This window comes from Halomonas sp. CSM-2 (genome assembly GCF_002119345.1).
Taxonomy (GTDB): domain Bacteria; phylum Pseudomonadota; class Gammaproteobacteria; order Pseudomonadales; family Halomonadaceae; genus Vreelandella; species Vreelandella janggokensis.
On the sequence record NZ_NBYR01000004.1, the window covers coordinates 21,570 to 43,001 of the forward strand.

15 protein-coding genes and 2 pseudogenes are annotated in these 21,432 nt (G+C 57.0%); 12 read left to right on the forward strand and 5 right to left on the reverse strand.

Annotation, left to right across the window (positions count from 1 at the left end; all coding sequences use genetic code 11):
- Positions 1 to 28 precede the first annotated feature (28 nt).
- Entirely contained in the window at positions 29 to 2,077 is a 2,049-nt protein-coding gene (gene prlC, locus B7L15_RS03950; protein ID WP_085917725.1) for an oligopeptidase A, read from the reverse strand.
- Between the two features lie 163 nt (positions 2,078 to 2,240).
- Between prlC and B7L15_RS03955 the strand changes: the two genes are divergently transcribed.
- The 3 genes from B7L15_RS03955 to B7L15_RS03965 all read left to right on the forward strand — a co-directional run bounded on the left by B7L15_RS03955 (position 2,241) and on the right by B7L15_RS03965 (position 5,277).
- Positions 2,241 to 3,581: a sodium-dependent transporter gene (locus tag B7L15_RS03955; protein WP_085917726.1), complete on the forward strand. Its 1,341-nt coding sequence runs from the start codon at positions 2,241 to 2,243 to the stop codon at positions 3,579 to 3,581.
- Between the two features lie 36 nt (positions 3,582 to 3,617).
- Positions 3,618 to 4,166, forward strand: a complete 549-nt coding sequence (locus B7L15_RS03960) for a gamma carbonic anhydrase family protein (RefSeq protein ID WP_085917727.1) — start codon at positions 3,618 to 3,620, stop codon at positions 4,164 to 4,166.
- Between the two features lie 148 nt (positions 4,167 to 4,314).
- Positions 4,315 to 5,277 carry an IS1595 family transposase gene (locus B7L15_RS03965; RefSeq protein WP_139839344.1) on the forward strand — a complete coding sequence of 321 codons (963 nt, stop codon included), beginning with the start codon at positions 4,315 to 4,317 and terminating at the stop codon, positions 5,275 to 5,277.
- On the opposite strand, the pseudogene B7L15_RS19725 reads toward B7L15_RS03965, so the two are convergent.
- A pseudogene (locus B7L15_RS19725) lies at positions 5,278 to 5,505 on the reverse strand (alpha/beta fold hydrolase); the annotation flags it as partial. It abuts the gene before it with no gap.
- Between the two features lie 279 nt (positions 5,506 to 5,784).
- Here B7L15_RS19725 and B7L15_RS03975 point away from each other — a divergent pair.
- The 4 genes from B7L15_RS03975 to B7L15_RS03990 all read left to right on the forward strand — a co-directional run bounded on the left by B7L15_RS03975 (position 5,785) and on the right by B7L15_RS03990 (position 12,652).
- Complete coding sequence (locus tag B7L15_RS03975; protein ID WP_085917729.1) at positions 5,785 to 7,272, forward strand: TolC family outer membrane protein; 1,488 nt, start codon at positions 5,785 to 5,787, stop codon at positions 7,270 to 7,272.
- A 99-nt stretch (positions 7,273 to 7,371) separates the two neighbouring features.
- Positions 7,372 to 8,646, forward strand: a complete 1,275-nt coding sequence (locus tag B7L15_RS03980; protein ID WP_085917730.1) for an efflux RND transporter periplasmic adaptor subunit — start codon at positions 7,372 to 7,374, stop codon at positions 8,644 to 8,646.
- A complete protein-coding gene (locus B7L15_RS03985) occupies positions 8,643 to 11,825 on the forward strand; it encodes an efflux RND transporter permease subunit (RefSeq protein ID WP_085917731.1) in 3,183 nt (1,060 codons plus the stop codon). Before B7L15_RS03980 ends, B7L15_RS03985 begins: the two co-directional genes overlap by 4 nt.
- 155 nt (positions 11,826 to 11,980) lie before the next feature.
- Positions 11,981 to 12,652: a hypothetical protein gene (locus B7L15_RS03990; RefSeq protein ID WP_085917732.1), complete on the forward strand. Its 672-nt coding sequence runs from the start codon at positions 11,981 to 11,983 to the stop codon at positions 12,650 to 12,652.
- Positions 12,653 to 12,655: 3 nt separating this feature from the next.
- Here the strand turns inward: B7L15_RS03990 and B7L15_RS03995 are convergent, their stop codons facing one another.
- Complete coding sequence (locus B7L15_RS03995) at positions 12,656 to 13,294, reverse strand: TetR family transcriptional regulator (protein ID WP_085917733.1); 639 nt, start codon at positions 13,292 to 13,294, stop codon at positions 12,656 to 12,658.
- Positions 13,295 to 13,523: 229 nt separating this feature from the next.
- Here B7L15_RS03995 and B7L15_RS04000 point away from each other — a divergent pair, with 229 nt between their 5' ends.
- Positions 13,524 to 14,555 carry a succinylglutamate desuccinylase/aspartoacylase family protein gene (locus tag B7L15_RS04000; protein ID WP_085917734.1) on the forward strand — a complete coding sequence of 344 codons (1,032 nt, stop codon included), beginning with the start codon at positions 13,524 to 13,526 and terminating at the stop codon, positions 14,553 to 14,555.
- Positions 14,556 to 14,744: 189 nt separating this feature from the next.
- The gene (locus B7L15_RS04005; protein ID WP_085917735.1) at positions 14,745 to 16,199 is read left to right on the forward strand and encodes a catalase; all 1,455 of its coding nucleotides are present in this window, start codon (positions 14,745 to 14,747) and stop codon (positions 16,197 to 16,199) included.
- Positions 16,200 to 16,235: 36 nt separating this feature from the next.
- On the opposite strand, the gene dusA is transcribed toward B7L15_RS04005, so the two are convergent.
- The gene (gene dusA / locus B7L15_RS04010; protein ID WP_085917892.1) at positions 16,236 to 17,267 is read right to left on the reverse strand and encodes a tRNA dihydrouridine(20/20a) synthase DusA; all 1,032 of its coding nucleotides are present in this window, start codon (positions 17,265 to 17,267) and stop codon (positions 16,236 to 16,238) included.
- A 261-nt stretch (positions 17,268 to 17,528) separates the two neighbouring features.
- Positions 17,529 to 17,642 (reverse strand): annotated as a pseudogene (locus B7L15_RS04015) (integrase core domain-containing protein); the annotation flags it as partial.
- Positions 17,643 to 18,176: 534 nt separating this feature from the next.
- On the opposite strand from B7L15_RS04015, the gene B7L15_RS04020 reads away from it, so the two are divergent.
- The 3 genes from B7L15_RS04020 to B7L15_RS04030 all read left to right on the forward strand — a co-directional run bounded on the left by B7L15_RS04020 (position 18,177) and on the right by B7L15_RS04030 (position 21,388).
- Positions 18,177 to 19,355 carry a transporter substrate-binding domain-containing protein gene (locus tag B7L15_RS04020; protein WP_085917737.1) on the forward strand — a complete coding sequence of 393 codons (1,179 nt, stop codon included), beginning with the start codon at positions 18,177 to 18,179 and terminating at the stop codon, positions 19,353 to 19,355.
- On the forward strand, positions 19,352 to 20,002 hold the full coding sequence (locus B7L15_RS04025; protein WP_176243630.1) for an ANTAR domain-containing response regulator: 651 nt from the start codon (positions 19,352 to 19,354) through the stop codon (positions 20,000 to 20,002). Before B7L15_RS04020 ends, B7L15_RS04025 begins: the two co-directional genes overlap by 4 nt.
- 150 nt (positions 20,003 to 20,152) lie before the next feature.
- Positions 20,153 to 21,388: an urea ABC transporter substrate-binding protein gene (locus tag B7L15_RS04030; protein ID WP_085917739.1), complete on the forward strand. Its 1,236-nt coding sequence runs from the start codon at positions 20,153 to 20,155 to the stop codon at positions 21,386 to 21,388.
- Positions 21,389 to 21,432: the final 44 nt, after the last annotated feature.

Genomic DNA, 21,432 nt, shown 5'->3' on the forward strand with positions numbered 1-21,432 from the left:
GGAGGGCGCGCTCAGGTAGGGGGCGGGTTTAAGCGGCACGGATCCCGCTATGACGTAATAACGGGTCGACGCTGGGTTCGCGGCCGCGAAAGGCTCGGAATATGTCAGCAGCATCGCGTGCGCCGCCTTGCTCGAGAATCTCTTGCCGGAAGCGCTGGCCGGTAGTGGGGTCAAAGATACCGGCTTCTTCAAACGCGCTCCAGGCATCGGCCGATAACACTTCTGCCCATTTATAGCTGTAGTAACCCGCCGCGTAGCCGCCTGCAAAAATGTGCCCGAAGCTGTTTTGAAAGCGGTTGAAGGACACAGTGGGGACCACGGAAACGCTCTGGCGTACCTCGTCGAGTAGCGCCTGGACATCGCTGGCGCAGGGAGAATCGAGCTCGTGGTGCAAGCGCAGGTCGAACAGCGAGAACTCAATCTGACGCGCCATGCCCATGGCTGACTGGAAGTTTTTGGCGGCCTGCAAGCGCTCTAGAAGAGCCTCTGGAAGTGGGTCGCCGCTGTCGACGTGGCCGGCTATCAGGTCGAGCCCTTCGCGTTCCCAGCAATAGTTTTCCATGAACTGGCTCGGCAGTTCGACGGCATCCCAGGCGACGCCGTTAATGCCTGAGATGTCAGCAATGGTTTGCTTGGTCAGCATATGGTGCAAACCATGGCCAAACTCATGGAACAGTGTGGTGACTTCATCGTGGGTCAGCAGCGCGGGCTTGTTGCCGACTGGCGGGGTGAAGTTGCAGGTAAGAAAAGCGACGGGAAGCTGCAAACCATCATGCGTCTGGCGGCGTACCCGGCAATCCGCCATCCAGGCACCGCCACGCTTGCCTTCGCGGGCATACAGGTCAAGGTAGAAGCCGGCAATCGGCTGATCATTGTCGGTGATCCAGTAGAAGTGCACGTCGTCGTGGTAGTGCGCAACGTCAGTATCTTCTGCAAAGCGTACGCCATAGAGCCGCTCAACCACCTGAAACAGCCCATCGACGACTTGTGGTGCAGGAAAATAAGGGCGCAGCTGTTCTTGCGAAATCGCATAGCGTGCTTCGCGCAGTTTTTCGCTGGCATAAGCTACGTCCCAGGGTTCAAGCGTCTCGATACCCAGCTCATTACGCGCAAATTCGCTGAGTTCGGTAACTTCCTGCCTGGCTTGAGGTACGGCACGGTTCGCCAGATCGGTCAGAAACGTAAGCACTTGCTCAGGCGAGTCGGCCATCTTGGTGACCAGCGAATAGTCGGCGTAGGTATCAAAGCCCAGCAGGTGAGCGAGCTCTTGGCGCAGCGTCAGAATTTCTTCGAGAATGGGCGCATTGTCGAACTTATCGGCGTCTGGCCCTTGGTCGGACGCGCGGGTGACGAAAGCGGTATAGACTTCGCGGCGCAGTTCCCGGTTATCGGCATAACTCACCACTGGAAAGAAACTGGGAAAGTCGAGGGTGATACGGAATCCATCGATGCCCTTGGATTCCGCTGTCGCCTTCAGCGTGTCTAGCGCGCTTTGCGGCAAGCCCGCCAGCGTGTCTGCATGTTTGATATCTTTGTGCCAGGCCTGTGTGGCATCGAGCACGTTATTGGAAAATTGGTTGGATAGCATCGAAAGGCGCGCCTGAATGTCGCCGTAACGGGCTTTTTTATCGGCGGGCAGGTCGACGCCCGCCAAGCGGAAATCGCGTAGCGCGTTATCGACAGTGCGCTGCTGGGCCGGGCTTAACTGAGTCCAGGCAGACCCCGCCTTGAGCGCTTGCCAGCCATGAAAAAGGCCTTCATGTTGCCCCACCCAGGTACTGAACTCGGAAAGCTGTTCCAGGCAAGTTTGGTAGGCGTCGCGAAGCTCAGGCGTATTCATGGTGCCGTTGAGATGCGAGACCGGGGACCACGCCTGGGTGAGCCGGTCGTTAACGGCCTCGATAGGCTCGGCAAACGTTTCCCATGTGGGGGTTGTTTCAGCGGCCTGCTGAGCAAGGCGATCAATTGTGTCACGACTTTCGCTGATCAGGGTTTCAACTGCTGGGACCACATGCTCAGCGCGAATATCTGTGAAGGGGGGCAGCGAGTGAATCTCGAGCAGCGGATTGCGGGACATAGTCACCTCTTGGGGTATCGTGGGAGCGCGACAAGCGCTGTCATGTCGTTAGAGTGCGGGCGAACGTGGGTTGTTTCAATGCTGGGGCACTACCTTGACTTGCCTTCAGCCCAGTGCCTGTTAGTCTTGCGGGCTTTTAAGGGCACCAAGGCGGGAATCATCAATGAGTAAAACGCTAGAACGCTGGGGGTCAAAACGGGCCTTTATCCTGGCAGTAACGGGTGCTGCGGTGGGACTGGGTAATATTTGGCGCTTCCCTTATGTGGCTGGAGAGAATGGCGGTGCGGCGTTTTTATTGATTTACGTGGCCTTTGTAATATTACTCGGTATACCCGTGATGATGGCAGAGATATTAATTGGCCGCGCCGGACGCCGAGGGCCCATGCAGGCACTGGGGGCTCTGGCGGCGGAAGCGGGTGCCTCACGACACTGGCGTTGGCTGGGCCTTTTCGGTGCTTTCACGGTGTTTTGTATCCTGTCGTTTTACTCGGTGGTATCTGGCTGGTCCATCGAGTTTTTGGTGGCATCCATCAACGGCAACTTCAGGGGCGCCAGTGCTGCTGAAATTGGTGCTGGTTTCGATGCCTTTCTGGCGAATCCAGGCCTGCTGATCTTTAATCATACGCTGTTTCTGTTGATGACCATGGTGGTTGTCGCGGCGGGCGTTGCCAAAGGCCTTGAACGATTAAATAATCTGTTAATGCCTCTTCTGTATGGCCTATTGCTGTTGCTGGCGGCCTATGCGGCCACGACCAGCGGTTTTGGTACAGCCCTGTCCTGGCTATTTTTACCTTCCTTGGAAGCGCTAACGCCCTCCGTTGTATTGCATGCCATGGGGCATGCCTTTTTTACCCTGGCAGTGGGGGCGTGTGCATTGATGGCTTATGGTGCCTATATGCCTGACGAGCAGAGCCTGCCACGGGCTGCCGTGGCGGTTGCAGTATTGGACATCAGCGTGGCGCTACTGGCCGGTATTGCGATATTTTCGGTAGTGTTTTCCCAGGGCATGGATCCTGCCGATGGTCCAGGGCTTATGTTTGTGACACTGCCGATCGCTTTTTCAGAGCTACCCTGGGGGTCGCTATGGCTGAGTGTGTTCTTTCTACTGCTACTGTTAGCGACCTGGACATCGGCGATCAACCTGGCCGAGCCCATGGTGGCCACATTACAAGGGTTTGGCTGGCGGCGGAGCGTCTCAACGGCCGTCGTGGCGCTTAGCGTGTGGTCGATTGGTCTGCTATCGGCGTTGTCGTTCTCTACGCTCGCTGACTTTCGTCCGCTGTTAGGGCGTAACGTATTCGAATTGGTAAGCAGTATTCCACCGGATATTTTCCTGCCGTTAGGCGGCCTGTTGATCGCGATCTTTGCCGCCTGGGTGCTGCCTCGCAGTGCGGCCGCAGCCGCATTGGGCGTGGGTGAGCGCGGTTATCTATGCTGGCGCAATGTGGTTCGCTGGGTGTCGATACCGCTGACGCTTATGGTTCTGCTTAGCGGGTTGCTATAGTGGGCCACCATCTGCATCTAAAGTGAGGAGCATGCAATGAGCAGTGCGTTGAGAAGCTTCAGTAGCATGACGCCGCGTCTGGGCGAGCGGGTGTATATCGACTCGGCCAGCGTCGTGATTGGTGACGTCGAACTGGGTGACGACAGCTCGGTGTGGCCGATGACAGTGATACGGGGTGATATGCATCGTATCCGTATCGGTGCCCGCACTAGCGTCCAGGATGGCAGCGTGCTGCATATCACCCATGCCAGTGACTACAATCCCGAGGGGTTCCCGCTTACCGTGGGTGACGACGTTACCATCGGCCATAAAGCGATCCTTCATGGCTGTACACTGGGAAGCCGTATTCTGGTTGGCATGGGGGCGATTGTCATGGATGGTGCCGTGGTGGACGATGAAGTCATCATTGCCGCCGGGGCGGTCGTGACGCCGGGCAAGCATCTGGAAAGCGGCCATGTTTATGCGGGTAACCCGGCAAAGGCATTGCGTCCTCTAAAAGATAAGGAGCGCGCTTTCTTTGCTTACACCGCGGGTAATTACGTCAAATTGAAAGATCGCTTCCTTGCCGAATCAAGTGACACTTAAGCGATTCATTCCCCTCTTTTTTTGTTGGAAAGTCGTATTGTATCGACTGGAAATCTGTTAATTTATGGCTATGTTGGTATCTGCTGTTGGCGTGCTTCAAAAATACTGTATAAACTACTGTATATGCAGTTTGCCTCTGGAGCACACCATGAAGCAAGCAGACCTCATAGCCCTTGAGCAGACCCTGGCTTCTCTCCCTGTTGATCTCAAAAAATACCTTGCAGATCAGCTACTTGGTCAAATAAGCTCCCAAGCGGACACCCTGCTCGAAACCGTCAGACCTCACCTTCCATGCCCGCACTGTGGCAGTGAACACCCTGCCAAGTGGGGACGCAGCGGTGGCCTACAGCGATATCGGTGCCGGAATCCCGATTGTCACAAGACGTTCAACGCCCTGACAGGCACGCCTCTGGCCAAACTGCAGCACCGCGACAAATGGTTCGACTACCTACGTTGCATGCGAGACAGCCTGACGTTACGCGTCTCGGCGGCCCGAGTAGGCATCGATTTGAAAACGGCTTTCCACTGGCGACATCGCTTCCTGAAAAGGAGTGCTCAAGACAACGCCAACCCACTATCCGGCATCATCGAGGTAGACGAAACCGTCTTCCTAGAGTCCTGCAAAGGGAAGCGCAAGATCACTCACCGCAGACCTCGAAAGCGCGGCGGGCAAGGCAGTATGAAGAAAAAAGAACAAAAGATTCAAGTGCTTATTGCGAGAGACCGAAACGGAAAGATCAGTGATTTGGTGGAACCGGCGCTCCAGAAATCCACTGTTCATGAATTCCTTTTACCGATCATCGACCGTGACTCGATTTTATGTTCGGACGGGCACAGCTGGTATAGGACTTTCTCTGCCGACCACGGCATTGCTCATCATCGACTGATCACACTCGATAATCAGCGAGTGCTCGGCAAGGAATACCACATTCAGAACGTCAATAGCTATATGAGCCGATTGAAGGGCTGGATGGCGCGCTTTCATGGGGTGGGGACCGCGTACTTACCCAATTACCTGGCATGGCGGCGGCTGTTTGAAACCGCGAAGCCAGCAGAGGAGGCGTGGTTTCGCGCAGCGATAGGCGCAGACCAACAACAGATACCAACATAGCCATAAGTAATCATTGGCAGGGTAAAGCGACCAGCTGGAAAGTCCGCGTCCCGGCGTGTCGGGCGCAATGACTCGCCATTGGGGGCCGAGCTTTCGGGCCAGGGATTCAAAGTCGCCACCGTGACGGGCCAGCCCGTGCCAGGCGATCACGGTATTGGAGGCATCGGGATGCCAGATACGAACGGCGATTTCGAGCTGCCGTACGCTAATATATTCAATGCGGTCCATGATATACCTCAGTAAGCTGTTTGTTGCTTTGCAGCATGATGACGTACAGGATAGCCAAATAAAGCCAGCTTGTACGGCCTGGCGATGTGGTTGCCATGGAGAAAGGCAATGGCCCTAAGGAAAAAGGCCCAAAAGCAAAAGTGCAAAGCCAACAATGCCAAGGCAATCGTTAAAGAAAAATGAAATATAAGCCGAATATTTGACCAAGGTCTGGTATCGCCAAAAAAACATGCGACAATGTATGTAAGCATTCAGACTAATATTAATGAGGAAAACGCTATGCTGCGACTCCCTTCCACGTTGGCTTTCAAAACTCCACGCCCTTTTGTGGCAAAGCGCACGTTGCTTCCTGCGCTATTGCTTTCAGTATGGGCGGTTCCCGCTTGGTCAGCTGATCTACTCACCATTACCCGGGATGCGCTGGAAAATAACGCCGAGTTGAGTTCAGCGCGCTCTCAAACCCAGAGTGTCGAGGCTGGGCGTGACGTTGCCCGTGGCGACTTGCTGCCTCAGTTGAACGCGTCAGGGAATGTGGCGCATAACCGCACCTACGAAAGCCAAAGCAGTGCAGCGGGCACTCAGGCAGGTCAGGTGGCTAACGGGACGGGCAACACCAGCGGCAATGACGATCCCTTCAATAGCGTCAGCCTGACACTTGAAGCCTCGCAAGCACTTTATGATGCGCGCAACAGCCGCGAGGTTGAACAAGCCGAGCGGGAAATCGATCAGCAAATTTACGCACTGGCTTCGACCGAGCAGCAAGTGCTGATCGATGTGGCGACGGCTTACTTTGACATTCTTCGCGCCAACGACATTCTCGATGCCCGCCTGGCTCAGGAACGTGCCATTGGTCGTCAGTTGGAACAGGCTGAAGAGCAGTTCGAGGTCGGACTGATCGCGATTACCGAGGTAGAAGAGGCGCAGGCGAGTTTCGATCAGTCGCGCGCCGAACGTATTGCCGCACAGAGCGATCTGCAGGTGAGTTTTGAGGCCCTTGAGCGCTTGACCGGCCAGCGCTATGCCAGCATTGAAGCGCTGAGCGACGACTATCCCATCCAGCAACCGTCGCCTAGCGATCGGAATTACTGGGTTGATCTCGCCGTTGAGAACAATCCTCTGGTGCTCGCTGAACAGGCGGGTGTCGAAGTGTCCCGCAGTGCTGTGGGCGTGGCCCAGGCGCAGCGCTTGCCCACCCTGGAGGCGTTCGCGAGTTATCAGTATGCCGATAACGATATCGATGGCATTCAAGGTCACGACGAATCCAGCCAGATAGGGTTGAGCGCCAACTGGCCGCTATACACGGGCGGCAGCACCCAGGCCAGCATCCGTCAAAGCACTTACCAGTTGGAAGCCAGCCAGTTCGACTTTGAGGCCCAGCGCCGCGACACCGTTCAGCAGGTGCGCTCGCTATATACCCAGGTCAGCAATGATGTCTCCACCGTGGATGCCCGCGAGCAAGCCATCGTTTCCAACCAGAGCGCACTGGATGCCACACGCGCAGGCTATGAAGTCGGTACCCGCAACATTGTCGACGTCTTGAATGCCGAGCAAAATCTTTATAACGCCATTTCCGACTATGCCCAGGCGCGTTACGACTACGTAGTCAACCTGCTGTCCCTGCGCCAACAGTCGGGGAGTTTGGACGTTGAGGCCGTCGAAGAGATCAATGCCTGGCTACAGGGCGAAGAAGTTACCTTTACATTGCCTGAAGACGCTGGCTCCAGCAGCGTAACCAACATCGGTGAGCGACCGGTACTTGAGCAGTAACTACCTCTTTGGCGGCACTGAAAGCCGCCAAACATTTACATTCATACGTGTATGGTTGTAGTCTGTGTCGGTTTTATAGGCGCCTCAAGGGAAAAAGTAATGAAGAACATGTTTTACGGCGTACGTAGCGCGCTGATGGTGATTGGCGCTAGCGCGCTGCTTGTTGCCTGTGGCCAGGAAGAGCAAGCCGGCCAAGCAGAGGGACAGCAACAAGAACCGCCTCCGCATCCTGTTGAAGTGACCGAGGCGGCCCGACAAGATCTGCCGCTGGAAAAATCATACTCATCGCTGCTCCGCAGCGACGATGAAGTTACTCTGGTTGCCCGCGTCACCGGCTATTTACAGGAGCGTCATTTCGAGCCCGGTGAGTTTGTCGAGGAAGACCAACTTCTCTACTCCATCGAGCCTGATGTCTACCGCGCCACGGTGAACCAGCGAGAAGCCGATTTGCAAAGCGCCCGTGCGGAGTTTTCCCGCGCTCAGCGTGATGCAGAGCGCTTTGAGCGGTTGCTGAACCAGAATTCGGTGAGTCGTCAGGACTACGACCAGGCGCGTGCGGACCTAGGCGTTGCCCAGGCCAATGTGGCCCAGGCTCAGGCGGCACTGGAAAGCGCCCAGATCGACCTGAACTATGCCGAAGTGACGGCGCCCGTCGCTGGTATGATCAGCTTGAGCGAGATTAATGTGGGCAATCTGGTGCAGTCCGGCACCGAGCTTGCCACCGTCACGCCGCTGGATCCTTTGGAAGTTCGCTTCCAGATGCCGCAAGACGATGCGTTTGCACTGCGTCGACAGCTGCATGAAGAGGAATCGGTTGAAGACATTCGTGCCACCCTGGCGCTGCCCGGACGTGATGGCGGAGACGATCAGTCCCTTGAAGGTCGCCTTGATTATCTGGGGTCGCGGGTCAGCGACCGCACCAGCACCGTGCAGGCCAGCGCCACCTTTGATAATCCCGACGGGGACATTCTGCCGGGTCAATTCGTCCGCGTCAGCCTTGAGGGGCTGAAGCGCTACGGCGTTTATGCGGTGCCCGAAATTGCCGTTACCCAAGGCCTGATGGGGCCCCAGGTCTTCGTACTTGACGATGAGAATCGCGCCCGCTCACGCACGGTCACCCTTGGCGAGATGGCCGGCCCTTGGCAGATTCTGCGCGACGGTCTGGAAGAAGGCGATCGCGTGGTGGTCGGCGATCCTACCGGTATCGAACCCGGGACGGCGATCGACCCTCAGCCGTTTAGCGGCAGCGCCGAGGAAGTGATTGAAAACCTGGATGAAGCGCAGGCGGAAGCTGCCGAGCCGGCACGGCAAGGCCAGGGAAACCATGCTGGCGGTGAACAGGAAGGCGGTGAGGAAGGGGACGCCTCGCAATGAATTTCTCTAATTTCTTCATCAGCCGCCCCATCTTCGCGACGGTTCTGGCGATTATCCTGACCATCATCGGGGTCGTCAGCATGCGGGTGCTGCCCATCGAGCAGTACCCAAACGTCGTGCCGCCGACCGTTTCGGTGCAGGCGCAGTTCCCGGGGGCCGACGCCGAAACCGTCGCCCAGACCGTCGCAGCGCCGATCGCAGAAGCGATCAACGGGGTCGAGGGCATGATCTACATGACCTCGAACAGCAGCGATAACGGCAGCATGTCGCTCAACGTGTCGTTCGATATCGGCACCGAAGGCGACATTAACACCATCAACGTCAACAACCGGGTACAGGGGGCGCTCTCGCAGCTCCCTGAAGCCGTGCAGGATCAGGGCGTGACCGTCGAGCTGCGATCAAGCTCGATCTTGATGTTTGTGGCGCTGACCTCGCCGGAGGGCGACTACAACAACATCTTCATGCAGAATTACGCCACCCTCAACGTCATCGACGAGTTACGTCAGGTCCCCGGGGTGGGCGAAGCCGAGGTGTTGGGCGGCGGCGAGTTCGCCATGCGCATCTGGATGGACCCGGAAAAACTCTCTCAGTACGACCTGACGCCCACCGAGCTGGCCTCGGCCATTCGCGCCCAGAATACTGAAGTGCCGGCGGGCAGCCTGGCGGCCACGCCGCAAAGCGATCCGCGTGCCTATACCTATACCATCACGGCGGGTGGTCGGCTCAACAACGTCGACGATTTCCGCAATATTGCGCTGCGCACCAATCCGGACGGTTCGACGTTGCGCCTGGATGACGTCGCACGGATCGAGCTCGGCGCCTCGTCGTACGGGGTGGATGCGCGCCTGAACGGCGAGGCCATGGCGCCCATCATCATCAATCAGCAGCCGGGTGCCAACGCGCTGGAAACCGCGCGCGCGGTGAAAGCCACAATGGAAGAGCTGAGCGAGCGTTTTCCGCCGGGGCTCGAGTACGCGGTGCCCTACGACACCACGCTGTTCATCGACGCCTCGGTCAAGACCGTGGTGAAAGTCTTTATTGAAGCCTTCCTGATCGTTGGCGTTATTCTGTTCATCTTCCTGCAGAACTGGCGATTCACGGTGATCGCCATGTCGGTGGTGCCAGTGTCCGTACTGGCAACATTCGCGGGCTTTTACATGTTCGGCTTCTCGATCAACTTGCTGACGCTGTTCGCGCTGGTGTTGTCGATCGGGATCGTGGTGGACGATGCGATACTGGTGGTCGAAAACGTTGAGCGGGTGCTCAGCGAGGACGATGACATCAGCGTGAGGGACGCCACTATTCGCGCCATGAAGGAAGTCGGCGGGCCGGTTATTGCGACCTCGCTGATCATGGCGGCTGTCTTCATTCCCGTGGCGTTCCTCGGCGGTTTCACCGGGCAGATCTATCAGCAGTTTGCCTTGACCGTGGCGATATCGGTGGCGTTCTCGGCGCTGATGGCGCTGACCTTTACGCCCGCGCTGTCAGCGATCTTCATCAAGCACAAGGCCCAACACGGTCAGTCCAAATTCATGCGTGCGGTGAACACGCCGCTGCGCCTGTTTGACCGCTTTTTTGCCGCCATTACCGCGGTGTTCATGGTGGCGGTGAAGTTCCTGGTACGCTTTTGGGGACTGGCGCTGGTATTGACTGGCTTGGTCATCGGCGGTTCATGGTGGCTGTATCAAACCACTCCCTCGAGTCTGGTGCCGGAAACCGACCAGGGCGTGGTGTTGGCGAGTATCCAATTGCCCAATGCGGCGTCTCTGGACCGCACCCAGGATTACATGGCCGCGCTAAGCGAGCGGGTCGAAGCCATTCCGGGGGTAAGCTATTCATCAGCAGTGGCGGGTTACGACATCCTGACGGGTTCGGTGAATACCGCCCGCGGGGTCATGTTCATCAACCTGGCGCCCTGGCCCGAGCGCGATATTACCGCTACTGAGCTTGTCGGGCGGATTATGCAGATCGGTGCTGAAATACCCGGCGGCTCGGCCAGGGCGTTCAATGCGCCGCCGATCCAGGGGTTGTCGACCACCGGCGGCTTTACCGGCTACTTGCAGTCTTTCGGCGGGGCCTCCTCCCAGGAGCTGTTCGAAGCCTCGATGCAGGTCATGCAAAAGGCCAACGCGCACCCGGCGCTCGAGCAGGTGTTCACGACCTTCAGCGTCAACGTGCCCGGCTACCGCGCTGATATCGACCAGCAGAAAGCGCTGAGTTACGGCGTGTCGCTGGAAGATCTGCATTCGACGCTGTCCAATACGTTCGGCACCGGCTTTGTTAACTACTTCAGCTACCAGAACCGTAACTTCCAGGTATATCTGCAAAACGAAGACGAGTTCCGCCGAACGCCGGATGACGTGAATCATGTATACGTGCGCGGCGGCGACGGCGAGCGTATTCCGCTGTCCGAGTTTGTCAGCCTCGAGCGGGAAGCCAAGCCTGCCGTGGTATCGCGCTTTGGCGTCTATCTGGGGGCGCAGTTCCAGGGCGGCCCGGCGGAAGGCTACAGCTCGGCAGAGGCGATCGAGGCGATGGATCAAATCGTTGCCGACAATTTGGGTAGAAACTGGGGCATGGGCTGGACCGGTACCGCTTACCAGGAAGCCGAAATGGGCAATACAGCGGCGCTTGCGATTGTCTTCGGCATCCTGATGGTGTTCCTGATCCTTGCGGCCCAGTATGAAAGCTGGTCGCTGCCGCTGGCGGTGCTGACCTCTACGCCCTTTGCGTTTTTGGGGGGCGTCGGCGGCATCGTGCTGCGCGGGCTGGATACCAGTATCTACGTGGAAATCGGCCTGCTGGTGGTGGTCGGCCTGGCCGCCAAAAACGCTATCCTGATCGTTGAGTTCGCCGAGCTACAGCGCAAGGAGCAAGGCAAGACGATAAAAGAGGCAGCCATTACCGCTGCCGAGCTGCGTTTCCGGCCGATCATCATGACGTCGCTGGCGTTTATCTTCGGTACCCTGCCGTTGGCCTTGGCCACGGGGGCGAGTGACGTCAGCAGCCACCACATCGGCACCACGGTGGCGGTGGGTATGGCCACGGTGGCCATTCTGGGCAGCCTGTTCGTGCCAAGCTACTACGTCATGATCGCTCAGCTCTCTGACTGGTTAGGCCACATATTCCGCGGTAAATCCAAGCAAAGCGATCAGTCGGCGATGGAACAAGGCCGTTAAGCCACCCCGCTGATCCAGCAAAAATTGACGGGCATCATCGCGAGCGATGATGCCCGTTTTTTATGCTGCGCTGCTACATGTTATTGCCAGAGCAGGCCGCTACGCTGATAGGGCAAAGCTCAATAACATGAGCGCAAGCGTAGGAGGGACGCGATATGGATACCATACGCCAGCTGATGATGGGGTTTCCATTTATCCTGTTCAGCGTATTGTTGCCCCTTGTCGGGCTGTATTGGCTATTGGTGCTACTACGGTTAGCCCCTGTGGAGCTGTTCGAGCGAGACAGCCTACGCGATGACCACCTGGCGAGTGCACTGGTCGCCCTTGGGTTCGCCGGGGTGCCGACGACGGTTGCCTTGAGTTGGCTGATCGTTTTAGCGGCTGGGATGACACTAGCGGTAGAACTGCTGGTGCTGCGCTGGCTGTCGGTTGGGCTGTTTATCGTGCCGATTGGTGTGGTGCTGCTTTGGGCAAGCTTTGCCCTGGCGTCGCCAATCGCAGAAATCCTGTGTCGGCAGGTAGGGCCATGGTTTCATCGCCATCACGCTCGTCGCAGCTTACTGGGCAAGTGTGTGCAAGTGGTGCAGGCGAGCAGTGAAGGGCATCCTGGGCGCGCGGTTCTCACCGACGACCCTTCCTGCGAGGTGCAGTTACTTGGTAAGCATGACTCGGCAGAAAACGTGGGTGAATACCGCGTTCTGGTCAAATACCTGCCTAGAGAGGATGCGTTCCGCAGCGTTGCGCAGGATGCATTTCTCGAAACCCGCACACGGTTGCGTCTGCTTAAAGGCAAGTCCGGGTCGGCTGGGCCTTTAGCGCATCATTAGCGGTCAGTTTGCCCCGCTGGTGTCAGTTGAACGGCGCATCATGCTGGTCAACTGGTTCACTAGCGGGACACCCCGTTCATAGATTGAAAATCGCGAAGGGTCTCTGATCCATTCATGGAACAGCCCGGCGAGGGTTGCCTGGAGCAGGTCAGTGGCAACGTCGGGTGATAGGCCCTGAACGAGCATCTGTTGCTCTTCGGAGATCAGCAGGTGCTGGTAAAGCGAGTCGCGGCATTCGTCGGCGATTTCCTGCTGCATGGCGATAGGATCGATGTCGCTAAAAAATTCACAGCGATGAATCAGGATGGCGTGAACCCGGCGCGCGCGAGGGTTCTGTTCAAAGCGCTCCAGCCCCTTTAGGCAGGCCAGTCGAATGGCTTCCAGCGAGGAAACATCGTGCTCCAGCGCCTCGATTTCATCCACCAGGTCCTGGAACGGCATATGAACGCGCTCGAGCATGGCACGAAACATGTCGCCCTTGTTTTTAAAGTGCCAGTAAACCGCGCCCCGCGTCATCCCGGCTTGACGGGCGATTTGCTCCAGCGAGGTGCGGGCGACACCGTGTTCCATGAACATCTCTTCCGCAGCATCGAGTAGCGCCTCGCGCGTGGCCGCTGCTTCAGCCTTTGTTTTTCTTGCCATGGAAACCCAACCTCGTCGACGTTATTTATGCATATATCTTATCTGATTCTGCAATTATTTTACATTCAATTGTGTATGGAAACGGTGTGCGGAAACGTATGGGTAAGCACTCACATATTCAGGGGGCTGATATTTCAGAGCGAGGCGGGTATAAAGAATAATTGGAAACGCTGTTTTTAAATGTCGTGGCAGTGCACGCTATACAACCCGCAAAGCGAGACAATCCATAATGGCACGAGCCTCTTTTCAACTTGCCGGACACAGTATTGCGCCCGGCAAGCGCTTACAGATCGATGTACCGGTCGCCCGGCTGTATACCCATACGCCTTTGCACATTCCCGTCGAGGTGGTGCACGGACGGCGCAGCGGTCCGGTCATGCTGGTATGTGGTGGCATTCACGGCGATGAAATCAACGGTGTGGAAATCGTTCGCCGCGTATTACGCGCAAAAACCATCAATAGCCTGAAGGGCACCTTGATTGCTGTGCCGGTCGTCAATGTGTTCGCCTTTCTGCAACAAACGCGTTACCTGCCCGACCGGCGAGATCTCAACCGCTGCTTTCCGGGTAGCGAATCCGGTTCCCTGGGTGGGCGTGTGGCGGCGTTGTTCCGTGAAGAAATCGTCGATCACGCCACGCATATCATTGACCTGCATACCGGGGCGATCCACCGCACGAACCTGCCACAAATCCGCGCTCAACTGAGCCCGGAGAGCGAAACCGAACGTATGGCCGATGCCTTTGGTGCACCGGTGGTCCTCAATGCTGAGCTGCGCGAGGGCAGCCTGCGCCACTATGCGCAAAGTCGCGGTATTCCGGTGCTCACCTACGAAGCCGGTGAGGCGCTGCGCTTTGATGAATGGGCGATCGCTCCGGGGGTACGCGGCGTACTGCGAGTAATGCGCCGCCTCGGCATGCTCAGTGGCGAGCAGCGCCGCCGCTCGCCGGCGCCTGCGGAAGTCGCCAATGGTTCGAGCTGGGCGCGGGCACCCATCGACGGCATCCTGCGACCCAAGGTGCGCCTGGGGGCACGCGTTGCCAAAGGTGAAGTATTGGGTAAGGTGGCGGACCCATTCGGCAATGATGAGGGCGACGTGCGCGCCATGGCCGACGGCATCGTGATTGGTATGAGCCGCTTGCCGCTGGCCAATGAAGGCGAAGCGCTGTTTCATATCGCGCGCTTTGATGCCATCGAGGAGGCCGAGACAGCGATCGAAAGCTTCCAGTCGAGCCTTACACCACCCCCTGACGCGATTTACTGAATAAAATTGATAATAGAAAACTATCGATTTGATAGTTGGAGCCCCACCGCCATGGATGGCGGGAAGTGCTGTATTTAACTATAACTGATGACGTGACCAACGCAGCCAACTGGCCAGTGGCCAAGCTTTAGCGGCAGAGACGGTGACTGGACAGTGACCGCGCCACCTCGAATGAAGGGAGAACTAACGATGGCAGGCGACAACCCCAACTACACGACAACTGAAGCAGGCAATCCGGTTGCCAGCGACGAGCATGCGCTTTCGGTAGGCCAAGATGGTCCGATCGTCATGCACGACCATTATCTCATGGAACAGATGGCGGCGTTCAACCGCGAAATGATTCCCGACAGACAACCTCACGCCAAGGGCAGCGGGGCGTTCGGCCATTTCGAGGTGACCCACGATGTCAGCCAATACACCAAGGCCAAGTTTCTACAGAAAGGCGCCAAAACCGATGTGGTGATTCGCTTTTCAACCGTGGCCGGGGAAAGCGGCAGCCCGGATACCTGGCGCGACCCACGCGGTTTCGCCGTGAAGTTCTATACCGACGACGGCAATTTCGACATGGTGGGTAACAACACCCCCGTGTTCTTTGTGCGCGACCCGATGAAGTTTCAGCACTTCATCCATTCGCAAAAACGTCGTGCCGACAATGGCCTGCGCGACCACGACATGCAGTGGGATTTCTGGACGCTTTCGCCCGAATCCGCCCACCAGGTGACCTGGTTGATGGGTGACCGGGGCATTCCGGCCACCTGGCGGCACATGAACGGGTACTCGAGCCATACCTATATGTGGGTCAATGAAGATGGCGAGCGCTTCTGGGTGAAGTATCACTTCAAGACCGACCAGGGCATCAAATGCATGACCCAGCAGCAGGCCGATGAGATGGCCGGTAGCGATGCCGACTATCACCGTCGTGACCTGTTTGAGGCGATCGAGCGGGGGAATTACCCGACCTGGACGCTCAAGATGCAGATCATGCCCTTCGACGATGCCAAGACCTATCGCATCAACCCGTTCGACCTGACCAAGGTGTGGCCCCACGACGACTATCCGCTGATCGACGTCGGCAAGCTCACCCTGGACCGCAACCCGACGGATTTCCACAGCCAGATCGAGCAGGCCGCGTTCGAGCCTAACAACATGGTGCCGGGAACGGGGCTGTCACCGGACAAAATGCTGCTGGCACGTTCGATCTCCTATGCCGACGCCCACCGCGCTCGCTTGGGGGTCAACTACAAGCATATTCCGGTGAACACGCCCAAGAGCCCCGTGCACAGCTACGGCCAGGGTGGGGCGATGCGCATCAAGCATGCCACCGACCCGGTATATGCGCCGAACAGCAAAGGCGGCCCCAAAGCCGATCCGCAGCGCTACCCGGAAGATGCCGTTTGGTCGACCGACGGTCAGTTTGTGCGTGAGGCGTACACGCTTCGCCCAGACGATGATGACTGGAGCCAGGCTGGCGCGTTGGTACGTGACGTGATGGACGACGCCGAACGTGAACGGCTGGTCAACAATGTGGTGGGCCACCTCTCTGGCGGCGTGACGGAACCGGTGCTGGAGCGCGCGTTCGAGTATTGGCGCAACGTTGACCCGGATATTGGCAAGCGCATCGAACAAGGCGTGCGCGGCCAGTAACAGCTCCGGCAATCGCCTAATCGCAGCCCGTCACTGCTAAGCGGTGGCGGGCTGTTTGGCGTCGGCAGGCTGGGGTGAGGGCTCGCGGACCAGACTCAGGGCTTCGTCAAACAGGCGTAGCCCGGCGCCTTCTTTATGCGCGTTTTCCGACAGGTGGCGGCGAAAACGACGCCCACCCGGGCAGCCCTGAAACAGACCCAGCAAATGACGCGTGATGTGGTTGAGCTTGGCACCTTCGTCCAACCGCGACTGTATGTAGGGGCGAAATGCCCGTGCAGCATCCAGGCGGCTAGCGGCGGGTCCTGGTGTGCCAAACAGTTGCTCATCCACGCCCGCCAGCAGCCACGGGTTTTGATAGGCCTCACGGCCTACCATCACGCTATCTACGTGTTCGAGCTGTACCTGGCATTCCTCAAGCGTTTTAATGCCGCCGTTGATCCCGATGTGCAGCGTGGGATGCTGCTGCTTCAAGCGATGCACACGCGGGTAATTCAACGGGGGCACATCGCGGTTTTCCTTGGGCGATAAACCTTGCAGCCAGGCTTTACGGGCATGAACGGTAAACGTCTGGCAGCCCGCATCCGCCACGGTGTCAATAAAGCGTGTCAGGTCAGCATCTTCGTCCTGATCATCAACACCGATACGACATTTTACCGTCACGGGAATCGACACCGACGCCTGCATGGCACGCACAGCGGCAGCGACTTTTTCAGGGAAACCCATCAGGCAGGCGCCAATCATATTGTTCTGCACCCGGTCGCTCGGGCAGCCGACGTTCAGATTGACCTCGTCGTACCCCCACGCTTCGGCAATCGCTGCGCACTCAGCAAGCTCAGCGGCATCGCTGCCGCCAAGCTGCAAGGCAATCGGGTGCTCAACGTCGTCAAAGCCCAAAAAACGCGCACGCGGCGAACCGTGCAGGATAGCCCCGGTGGTCACCATCTCGGTATACAGCAACGCACGCCTGGTCAAGGTGCGCGCAAAGGCTCTGTAGTCCCGGGTTGTCCAGTCCATCATAGGCGCGACGGAGAACCGACGCGCGGCGTCTGCTGGGTTAATGTTCGTCATATCAATCACTTGCATACTCGGTATGCGGTATAAATAACGTCCTGAAACAAGTGGAAATGATACACCGTAGCGGACGCATAGAATCGGGGATGGTTGGTGTGCGATTGTACGCAAAAAAAAACACCCGGCCCAGAGCCTAAATCGCCACCCAAAGAGGGTGAAATCGTCTCTGTTGTTGCCGTTGAACCCTGAAGAGCGTTTATCAGGCGTGGGGATAAATCGACTTCGAATGCGGTTAGGTCGGGCTATGGGTTAGGGATGAAGGTTGGTGAATCGATGCTCAATCAGCCATTTATCCCCAAAGCGCGCATTGAACGATTCGATGTGGTTGTTTTGGTCTGGTTTTTCAGGCTTGATCAAAAACAAAGCAACGCCACTTAGATATCGCCCACCAACGTATAGGATCGGATTCTAATCGGTAGTGCTACTCAATCGGGGCGTGACGTCGCTACATCGAGGCCATGACCCAAAAAGCCGGGCGGACGATCAATGTTATTTTACTGTCGGCGTATGAATAACGCTTGGTAGCGGGATACTTGATGATTGCCCAACGAATTGAAGGCTTAGAGGACCAGTTGCACCTGTTCGGGGCGTCGCAGCTTACTTTTGAGTCAAAAGCGCGCATCGATGGTTGGTGAGGCGTGTGAAAAAGCCGTTATGGCAGGCGTTGGTCAGTTGGCACGCTTGTTGCTTTAACTCAATATTAAGAATTTTAGGGTGTGATCTTCGACTTTAAAAATATCGTCAGTGGGTTGACAAAGTCGATAAAGGGTCACAATCTAAATTCTGTAATAGACATATTGTGCGTCGGCATATGCCGAAAGAGCACAGAGCAATAGGGCTCCCATCGTTACCGTCAGGTAGCGTTGTGAGCCCTTTTTTTATGTCCGCAAACAGGAAGGTCGTTCAATGAACAGTCGTATTCCGGTTGGCATACTCTTTTCCACCCAGGGCCCTTACGCCACCGTTGGCCGCTCAATGCGAGATGGGGCGATGCTGGCGCTGGAAGAGGTCAACCAGGGCAAACGCTTCCCCTTTGAACTTGTACCTATCGAATGCGAGCCAGCCGGTGACAACGCTGCTTACAGCACCCACGTGCGGCGTTTGCTGCGCCATGAGGGCGTGAAGCATGTGATTGGTTGCTATACGTCTTCCAGTCGCAAAGAAGTCATCCCGATTTTCGAAAAATACGATGGCTTGCTGTGGTATCCGTCTCACTACGAAGGGTTTGAGACCAATAATAACGTCATCTACACCGGCGCCGTTCAGAACCAGCATGTCCTCCCGCTGATGGACCATGTGCTCGCCCATATCACCCGAGATGTCTACTTCGTGGGCTCCAACTACGTGTGGGCCTGGGAAAACGGCCGCATCATCAGAGAGCTGACCAAGGCGCATGGCGGAAAAATGATCGCCGAGCGCTACCTGCAGGTCGGTGATCTGGATGTGGCCCGTATCATTGAAGAGATCCACGAAAAGCAGCCCGCGTTCATCATGAACATGCTGATCGGTGAGTCCAGCTATGCGTTCTACCGAGCGTTTGCCAAGGCGCGGGGTGAAAATGCAGCGCTACAAAAGACTGTGGTTGGCAGCTGTACGCTCTGCGAGCCGGAACTTGCCCAGATTGGTCCTCAGGCGTGTGCTGGGCATCTCGCATCCAGCGTTTACTTCTCGACGATCGACACGCCGGTTAACAAGCAGTTCGTTGCCAGTTATCGCCAACGTTACGGCCATGATGCCCTGCCGAGTGCCGACGCAGAGGCTTCCTACAATACTGTGCATCTACTCGCCCTTGCTTTGGCTGGTGCTGATTCCGTTGATATCGACCGGGTGAAAAAAGCCTTGCATGGAGCGTCGTTCCAGGCGCCCCAGGGAAGGGTGCATGTCGATCCCGAGAGTAACCACAGTTACTTGACTGTTCGGCTGGGGATATCCAGCGAAGACGCGACGTTCGAGGTGATTTCAGAAGCCACGGCACCCGTTCGCCCGGATCCTTATCTCGTATGGGCGGAAGCATGTGGATCAGGGCCAGCGCAGTCGGAAACGCCCATTGCTCAGAACAACATTGGCTTGAGGATCGTGCGATGACGGTTACCACGCGACGCAACTTCAGGGGGCACCGGGCATTGATTGTGTGTGCCGCTGAAAAGGATCGAGCGGTGCTGACTCAGTTCCTTGTGGAACTGGGCGTAACCCCGGTCGTTCATGAAAGTCACGATGAGGCGGAGACTGGCAAGCCGTTTGACCTGGTGTTCTTCGACGATGAACTGGGACGCCAATTTGGCAGCATCACGCAGATGATCGACAGCGTCCAGGGGCCGGCGATTGCATTGATCGGTTCGGATGCGCCGAGTTCAGTCAATTGGTTCATCGAGCGCCGTGTGTGCGGCTATCTGACCAAGCCGTTACGCAAGGCCGGTATTCTGGCCAGTCTCATCATCGCTTACCAAACCTATAACGAGTCCTGCCAGACGGAGCAACAACTTCATCGTCTGGAGCAGCAGGTTCGTGCCCGCCAGGTCGTCTGCACGGCGGCGATCAAGCTCATCGAGGATATCGGAATTTCGGTCAATGACGCCTTTGCCCTATTGCGGTCGGCGAGCATGAACCGCCGGCTATCCCTTGAGGATTTGGCGGCAATGATCGTCTCGGGTGAGATCGCGGTGGCGGCACTCAAAGAGGAGATCGACTCGGTCCATCGTCTTCGGGAGACCCGATTGAACGGTTATTTATAGCGGACTGATTGAGATCGGTCGAAGCGGAATATATCGGTCAGGCTTCAAGAGCAAAAGGTCGCTTCTCATTTTAGGCAGAGGCGATTAGGGAGCTGTTTTGCTGCAGGACGGCGAGGAAGGAAAAAGTAAAACTACATCAGGGGTATACAAATGAAATACTCAACAATCCAGAAAACGGCCACCTTGACGACGTTGTTGGCGGGCACTTTCGTGACCCAGGCGTCAGCGGATGATCCCATCCAGATAGGTGTGCTTGAGGACCAGTCGGGCAACTTTGCCGCGGTGACGCAGGCCAAGGTGAGTGCCATTGAGTTGGCAGCTGAGGAAATCAACGATGCGGGCGGTATTGCGGGTCGTGAGGTCGAGCTGGTCGTTTACGATACGCAATCGGATGATCGTCGTTACCAGGAGTTGATGCGGCGGGTCCTGCAGCGTGATCAGGTGGATACCGTCTTTGCGGGTTTTGCGTCGTCATCGCGTGAAGCGTATCGCCCGATAGTCAACCAGTTCGACGGCTTGGCGTTCTATAATAACCAGTATGAAGGCGGTGTGTGCGACGCCAACATGATCGTGACCGGCGCGGTCCCAGAGCAGCAGTTCTCGACGCTGATTCCCTGGATGATGGAAGAGTATGGCCCGAACGTCTATACGATTGCCGCGGACTATAACTTTGGCCAGATTTCGGCAGAGTGGGTGCGTCAGATTGTTGAAGAGGAAGGCGGCGAAATCGTGGGCGAGGAGTTCATCCCTCTGGATGTTTCCCAGTTCTCGCAAACCATCCAAAACATTCAGGGGGAAGCCCCGGACTTCGTCGTCACCCTGCTGGTCGGTTCCAATCAGGCGTCCTACTACGAGCAAGCGGGGTCTGCAGACCTTGGGATCCCCATGGCTTCATCGGTGAACGTTGGGCAGGGCTACGAACATAAGCGGTTTGCGCCACCAAGCCTTGCAAACATGTTCGTGACAACGAACTTCATCGAAGAAGTGGATACCCCTGAGGCGAATGCGTTCGTTGAGAAATTCTATGAGCGCTTCCCTGATACGCCCTATGTGAATCAGGAAGCCGCCAACTCTTATATCGCCATGTACCTTTACAAGCAGATGGTTGAGCGTGCCGATGGCTCGACCGACAAGGAAGACCTTCGCGCCGTCATCGCCGAGGGAGATGTCTGCTTTGATGGCCCTTCTGGCACGGTGTGTCTCGATCCGCAAAGCCAGCATATGTCTCACAATATCTTCCTGGCAAAAGTGGATGAGAACCACGAGATCTCCTTCCCTGAAACCTGGGAAAATATCGAGCCGTACTGGCTGGGTGACAATGGTTGCGACCTGACCCAGAACGACCCAAGTGCCCAGTACACCCCCTCTAGCCCTCCCAACGAGTAAATATCACGCATCGTCCCGGCAGGGTGGTGAACGTCACCCTGCCT

Coding starts and splice junctions, on each gene's coding strand:
- dusA (WP_085917892.1), bottom strand. CDS start 17,267: ATGACGAACATTAACCCAGCAGACGCCGCGCGTCGGTTCTCCGTCGCG.
- B7L15_RS03975 (WP_085917729.1), top strand. CDS start 5,785: ATGCTGCGACTCCCTTCCACGTTGGCTTTCAAAACTCCACGCCCTTTT.
- B7L15_RS04025 (WP_176243630.1), top strand. CDS start 19,352: ATGACGGTTACCACGCGACGCAACTTCAGGGGGCACCGGGCATTGATT.
- prlC (WP_085917725.1), bottom strand. CDS start 2,077: ATGTCCCGCAATCCGCTGCTCGAGATTCACTCGCTGCCCCCCTTCACA.
- B7L15_RS03985 (WP_085917731.1), top strand. CDS start 8,643: ATGAATTTCTCTAATTTCTTCATCAGCCGCCCCATCTTCGCGACGGTT.
- B7L15_RS03965 (WP_139839344.1), top strand. CDS start 4,315: ATGAAGCAAGCAGACCTCATAGCCCTTGAGCAGACCCTGGCTTCTCTC.
- B7L15_RS04030 (WP_085917739.1), top strand. CDS start 20,153: ATGAAATACTCAACAATCCAGAAAACGGCCACCTTGACGACGTTGTTG.
- B7L15_RS03960 (WP_085917727.1), top strand. CDS start 3,618: ATGAGCAGTGCGTTGAGAAGCTTCAGTAGCATGACGCCGCGTCTGGGC.
- B7L15_RS03955 (WP_085917726.1), top strand. CDS start 2,241: ATGAGTAAAACGCTAGAACGCTGGGGGTCAAAACGGGCCTTTATCCTG.
- B7L15_RS03990 (WP_085917732.1), top strand. CDS start 11,981: ATGGATACCATACGCCAGCTGATGATGGGGTTTCCATTTATCCTGTTC.
- B7L15_RS04000 (WP_085917734.1), top strand. CDS start 13,524: ATGGCACGAGCCTCTTTTCAACTTGCCGGACACAGTATTGCGCCCGGC.
- B7L15_RS04005 (WP_085917735.1), top strand. CDS start 14,745: ATGGCAGGCGACAACCCCAACTACACGACAACTGAAGCAGGCAATCCG.
- B7L15_RS03980 (WP_085917730.1), top strand. CDS start 7,372: ATGAAGAACATGTTTTACGGCGTACGTAGCGCGCTGATGGTGATTGGC.
- B7L15_RS03995 (WP_085917733.1), bottom strand. CDS start 13,294: ATGGCAAGAAAAACAAAGGCTGAAGCAGCGGCCACGCGCGAGGCGCTA.
- B7L15_RS04020 (WP_085917737.1), top strand. CDS start 18,177: ATGAACAGTCGTATTCCGGTTGGCATACTCTTTTCCACCCAGGGCCCT.